Raw genomic sequence first — 4,844 nt, forward strand, 5'->3', positions numbered from 1 at the left:
GGTGTATACGACCGGTCGAACGCGAGGTTAGTTGAGTGAGACGGCCGGGATGGCAGCGACGTCCTCATTGGTATCCTCGAAACGTTCGGCCACAGATTCAGCTTCCTGGCGTGCCGGGGTATCGGCATTTGCCACCAGGTGGTCAAACTGTCCAGGAATCCGGCGGCCCAAGAAGCGCATGGCCTCAACATAAAGCTTGCCCGAACGGTATGACGAGCGAACCAGTGGACCCGACATGACAGCGGCAGCACCGTGCTCGTAGGCAAAGTCACGCAGGCGCAGGAATTCTGTAGGTTTGACCCAGCGGTCTACCGGGTGGTGCAGCGGTGATGGACGCAGATACTGGGTGATGGTGATGATGTGGGTACCGGCGTTAATGAGGTCAATGATGGTGTCCTCAATTTCTTCGGTGGTCTCCCCCATCCCCAGAATCAAGTTCGATTTGGTCACAAGCCCGGCATCGCGTGCCGAGGTAATGGCCGCCAGGGATTTCTCGTACCGGAAGGCCGGACGAATAATCTTCATTAGCCGTGGAACGGTTTCGATATTGTGTGCGAAGACTTCGGGTTTGGCGTCAAAAATCTTCTGGAGGGCGGTTTCGCCACCGCGGAAGTCATCGACCAGCAGTTCCACACCGGTTTGTGGAGTGCGCTGGTGGATGGCGCGTGCGGTTTCGGCATAGAGCCAGGAGGCGCCGTCTTCCAGATCGTCGCGGGCCACGCCAGTGACGGTGACGTAACGGAGATCCAGCTCGTCAACAGATTCCGCAACACGGTACGGTTCCTCGGTGTCGTACTCCTCCGGTTTACCGGTGGCGATGTCACAGAACCCGCAGCGGCGAGTACACACGGCACCACCGATGAGGAATGAAGCTTCCCGGTCTTCCCAGCATTCATAAATATTGGGGCAGTTGGCCTCGGCACACACCGTGTTCAAGGAAGTGTTGGCCACCTGGCTACGCAAGTTCTGGTATTCGGGACCCACCGTGGCTCGGGTTTTGAGCCATTCGGGGCGGGGCTCCCGAGGCACTTCGGCGTTGCGTGCCTCGATTCGAAGCAGTTTACGACCTTCAGCCTGCGGGATGGTAGACATTGACATCTCCTTTAATTGATTCTGGGTCAAGTAACGGTTCGAGACGTTGTTCTAGCGCGCCTGTGAGCGCTTCGGCAACGGCTTGCAGTGTGGTCTCGACGCCTTCCTCGGCCATGGAGGTGACGGTGGCATCGGTGATACCGCAGGGGATCACCCCGGCGAAAGCAGAGGCCGGGTCGGTGTTCACGTTCAAGGAGATCCCGTGCAGCGTGGCATCCTGGGAAATTTTGAGGCCGATCGCCGAGATCTTGCGGTTTTCAATCCAGACGCCGGCGCGCCCCTCGATGCGACCGACGTCGAGTCCGAAGTGCTGTTGCAAGGTATCGATGACGGCGCCTTCGACAGCGCGGATGTATTTGATGACATCAACCGGGGCGGCAAGCTTCACCAGTGGATAACAGACCAGCTGACCGGGCCCGTGCCAGGTAATTGACCCTGCACGATCGGTTTCGATGATCGGTATCGAATCATCAATGATGTCGTGGGGTTGTGTATGCCGACCGGCAGTATAGCTTGACTCTGCCTCGAATATGAGGAACGAATTGGGGTGCTCACCGCCAGCAATTCGGGCGTGCAGTTCGCGTTGCAACGTGTCCGTCGCACTATAGGTTTTCAGGCCGGTTTCAAGTAAATTTATGACATGCACGAGATTAACTAAACCACATTTGAGCACGATTGTGAACCGTTGATGTGTCCTTGACTACTGCTGACACGTTGTACACCAGTACAGTTTCCGGGCTTCCAACGCTTCGACAATAATCCCGTTGCCACCGCACACCAGGCAGGGTCTCCCCTGGCGTTGATACACGTAGTTAGCGTGTTCGGGCCAGGCCTCACCCAGCCCAACACCGGGGCGGTGCTCGGCGTCAGTGGTGATAATGCGCCCGGTCTCTACACCGATCTCTAACAGGTGCACCTGATCCTGCCAGATCGCCTCGTGCGTTTCCCGGGTCAGTGTGTTGGTCTGGGTATGCGGGTTCAGATCCAACCGGAACAGCCCTTCGGCCCGAAAAATGTTGCCGATCCCGCCGATCACCTTCTGGTCCATCAACACGGCCCCTATGCGGCGTCTGGTCTTGGCAGCGACGTCGTAAAAGCGTTGCGGGTCGGCATCGTCACGCAATGGGTCCGGACCGATGGCATCAATGACGTCTTGGGCTTCTGCGATGGTGAGCGTCCGACAAATTGCCGGGCCCACCAGATCCGCCCACGAGTGCTCCCCGATGATCCGCACCCGTGTGGTGGGCCGCGGCTCGGTCAACTCGACAGTGCCGTCGCTATGGTCTTCCTGTTCGCCGATCTTGCGCGGCGCCCCGATGGACGAGTGCTGCTGGCCGCCAAAGGTCCAGGCACCATACATGCCCAAATGCACATTGAGCACCAGGTCGTTGTCGAAGTAGAGAAACCAGTGCTTTCCGTAAGCCTCGGAAGCGACGGCGCAGTGACCGGTGAGCAGTTGCGCGCCGTCAACAAAACGACCCTGTGGAGAGGACAGTCGGAGCTGCTGGGTGACGAAGACGTCGTCAAAATGCCGGGCAATCCGGTGGATGGAGTGACCTTCAGGCATTAAGGTTTGGCAATCCCCTCGGTGCTCAATTCAAAGCCGGCGATTGCTCCGGTAGTTTCGAATTCGCCAATTTGGCCGATGCGGCGAGCATGGCGTTCTTCCTCGGACCACTGGGCGGTCAGAAACGTCTTGATAATCTCGAGTGCTTCTGCCGGTTCGTGCTGGCGTCCACCCACCGCGACGACCTGGGCGTTATTGTGTTCGCGTGCCAGTTTGGCCGTCGAGATGTTCCAAGCCAGCGCCGCGCGAATGCCCTCAACCTTATTGGCGGCCATCTGTTCGCCGTTGCCCGAACCGCCCAGCACGATACCCAGCGAATCCTTACCGTCAGCGCGTTCGGCGGCTACGGCTTTGGCCGCGTTGATACAAAATGACGGGTAGTCATCCAGGGCATCGTATTCTTGTGGGCCGTGGTCGATCATGTCGTAGCCGGCGGCGGCCAAGTTCTCGATCAAATACTGGGCCAGTTCCAGACCGGCGTGGTCGGTAGCAATGTGAACGCGCACGTGGGCTCCTCAAATTGGAAAATCGTGACTCCAGCATAGTCGGGCTTTAACACTTCGGTGGATTGGTGAAACAATGGTGACACTGATCGAAAGGAACTTCAGCGTGTCGGACATTTCCCAGGCCATCACCCGCGAGCAGGCTCAACTTCGGGCTGCTCAACTCGAGGTACACCACTACCGGTTGGAGATTGATGTCACCGACGACGCCGAATTTCGGGTGGACGCCGTCATCACGTTCTCCGCGTCGCAGGGAGCGATCGGGCACACCAGTTTCATCGATCTGCTCGGCCACCAGGTGTCCTCGGCAAAATTGAACGGCACGGATGTGTCCTATGACGGCGCACAACTGGCCCTTGCCAATCTGCAACAAGACAATGAGCTGGTCGTGTCGTCATCCTCACAGTATTCCACCACCGGGGAGGGCCTGCACCGCTATGTTGACCCGTTCGACGAGGCCGAATACCTGTATTCGCAGTGCGAGCCGGCCGATGCCCGCCGCATTTTCCCGGTCTTTGAGCAGCCGGACCTCAAAGCCACCTTCGAACTGCACGTCACCGCGCCGGCCCACTGGACCGTCCTATCCAACGAACCCGGCGATTTTGCGCTAGACGACGACGTCGCGCGCTGGACTTTCGACACCACACCGGTCATGTCGTCGTATCTTTTCGCCCTGATTGCCGGCGAATATACTCAGGTCGCACAAAGCTCTTGGGATACCGAATCGGCTAGTGTGCCGTTGAGCATCTGGGCCCGAAAATCCATGGCATTCCACGTCGATGCTGAAGAAATGTTGGACATCACCCGCGCCGGTTTCGCATTCTATGAAGAACAGTTCGGCGTGGCCTATCCGTTTACCAAGTACGACCAAATTTTTGTGCCCGAGTTCAACGCCGGCGCCATGGAAAACATCGGCGCGGTGACCATCACCGAATCCTATATTTTCCGCTCGGCCGTCCCCCAAGCTATGGTGCAGCGCCGAGCGATCACCATCTTGCACGAACTGGCACACATGTGGTTTGGCAACCTGGTAACCATGCGTTGGTGGGATGACCTATGGCTCAACGAATCCTTTGCCGAGTTCGTGTCCCATCTGGCCGCCATCCACGCCGGATACTCCGATGCCTGGACAACCTTTAACGCCGCCGAGAAGACATGGGCTTACCGTCAGGATCAGCTGGCCACCACGCATCCGGTGATCGCCGATATGGTCGATCTCGACGCCGTGGCCGTGAACTTTGATGGCATCACTTATGCCAAGGGTGCCTCCGTGTTGCGCCAGTTGGTTGCCTGGGTTGGAACCGAACACTTTATGGCGGGAGTGCGTGCCTATTTCACCGAACACGCCTGGTCCAACACTGAGTTCTCGGATCTTTTGCGCCACCTGGAGGCAGCCTCTGGCCGCGACTTGGCTGGTTGGGCAGACGAGTGGTTACACTCCACCGGGGTCAATACTCTGAGCTGGCAACGCCACGAAGACAGCGTGGTGATCACCCAGTCGCAACCGGCACGGCAGCACCGCGTGGGCATCGGTTTCTACGACGTCATCAACGATCGACTGACGCGAACCGATTTTTTAGAAATTGATCTCAAGTCAGAGGTGACGGCCATCGCCGCGCAAGAATCGCCCGTAATTGTGGTCAACGACGGCGACCTGACCTACGCTAAGTTGCGCCCGGACA

At 58.2% G+C, this 4,844-nt stretch carries 5 protein-coding genes; 1 reads left to right on the forward strand and 4 read right to left on the reverse strand.

Annotation, left to right across the window (positions count from 1 at the left end; translation table 11 throughout):
- Positions 1 to 27: 27 nt before the first annotated feature.
- Genes L0H14_RS11640 through L0H14_RS11655 form a run of 4 tightly spaced genes read right to left on the reverse strand, consistent with a single transcriptional unit; the run spans position 28 to position 3,165 of the window.
- Positions 28 to 1,092, reverse strand: coding sequence for a lipoyl synthase (locus tag L0H14_RS11640; protein WP_301419827.1), 1,065 nt, complete (start codon positions 1,090 to 1,092; stop codon positions 28 to 30).
- The gene (gene lipB, locus L0H14_RS11645; RefSeq protein WP_301421905.1) at positions 1,070 to 1,738 is read right to left on the reverse strand and encodes a lipoyl(octanoyl) transferase LipB; all 669 of its coding nucleotides are present in this window, start codon (positions 1,736 to 1,738) and stop codon (positions 1,070 to 1,072) included. The genes L0H14_RS11640 and lipB overlap by 23 nt, the downstream gene beginning before the upstream one ends.
- Positions 1,739 to 1,792: 54 nt before the next feature.
- Positions 1,793 to 2,659, reverse strand: coding sequence for an Fpg/Nei family DNA glycosylase (locus L0H14_RS11650; RefSeq protein WP_301419824.1), 867 nt, complete (start codon positions 2,657 to 2,659; stop codon positions 1,793 to 1,795).
- Positions 2,659 to 3,165, reverse strand: a complete 507-nt coding sequence (locus L0H14_RS11655) for a ribose-5-phosphate isomerase (RefSeq protein ID WP_301419823.1) — start codon at positions 3,163 to 3,165, stop codon at positions 2,659 to 2,661. Before L0H14_RS11655 ends, L0H14_RS11650 begins: the two co-directional genes overlap by 1 nt.
- 103 nt (positions 3,166 to 3,268) lie before the next feature.
- Here L0H14_RS11655 and pepN point away from each other — a divergent pair.
- Positions 3,269 to 4,844: aminopeptidase N (gene pepN, locus L0H14_RS11660; protein ID WP_301419821.1), on the forward strand; the 1,576-nt coding region annotated here is incomplete at its 3' end.

This window comes from Yaniella sp. (assembly GCF_030453185.1).
In the GTDB taxonomy this organism is placed as follows: domain Bacteria; phylum Actinomycetota; class Actinomycetes; order Actinomycetales; family Micrococcaceae; genus Yaniella.

Coding starts and splice junctions, on each gene's coding strand:
- L0H14_RS11640 (WP_301419827.1), bottom strand. CDS start 1,092: ATGTCTACCATCCCGCAGGCTGAAGGTCGTAAACTGCTTCGAATCGAG.
- L0H14_RS11650 (WP_301419824.1), bottom strand. CDS start 2,659: ATGCCTGAAGGTCACTCCATCCACCGGATTGCCCGGCATTTTGACGAC.